This window comes from Ascidiimonas meishanensis (assembly GCF_037782385.1).
In the GTDB taxonomy this organism is placed as follows: domain Bacteria; phylum Bacteroidota; class Bacteroidia; order Flavobacteriales; family Flavobacteriaceae; genus Ascidiimonas; species Ascidiimonas meishanensis.
Genome location: NZ_JBBEXD010000055.1, coordinates 1 through 688, shown reverse-complemented (window position 1 = coordinate 688; position 688 = coordinate 1). Strand labels below are relative to the sequence as shown.

The following is a 688-nucleotide window of genomic DNA, read 5'->3' as shown; positions in this document are numbered from 1 at the left end:
AATATAAGTTCCGTTCTGCTTTGTATCATATAGAAGAGGGAAACTATGTGCTGGCTATGGTATTCCATCACATCGCCAGTGATGGGTGGTCAAACCATATATGGATCCAAGAATTTCTGGAAATCTATAATGCCATTACTCAAAAAAGAAAACCGAGTTTACCCGACTTACCTCTACAATATGCTGATTATGCCATTTGGCAAAGAAACTACCTGGAAGGAGAAATCTTAGAAAACCAATTAGCCTATTGGGAGGACAAACTAAAAGGAGTTTCTAACCTATCCCTACCGACTGACTATCACAGACCTGCCATACAGAGTAATAAAGGTGCCTCCATTTCTTTCTCCATTGATAAAGAATTAAGTGAATCCATACAGAGATTATGCAGAGCCGAGGGCGTTACACCATTTATGTACTTATTGGCTGCCTTTAAGGTATTGCTCTTTAGGTATAGTGGTCAAACTGATATCTGTGTAGGAACACCTATTGCCAACCGTACACAAGCTGAATTAGAAGGTATGATAGGGTTCTTTGTCAATACCCTAGCACTGCGTAGTGACTTAAGTGGAGAAATAGAGTTTAAAGAACTCTTGTCTCAGGTGAAACTAACTACCCTACAGAGTTATGAACATCAACACGCACCTTTTGAAAAGATCGTAGAAAGGGTCGTAGATACCAGAGATATGAG

At 39.7% G+C, this 688-nt stretch carries 1 protein-coding gene; it reads left to right on the top strand.

Annotated elements, in window-relative coordinates:
* A partial coding sequence (locus tag WBG07_RS19400; protein WP_340203794.1) for a condensation domain-containing protein occupies nucleotides 1-688 on the top strand: 688 nt, incomplete at both ends.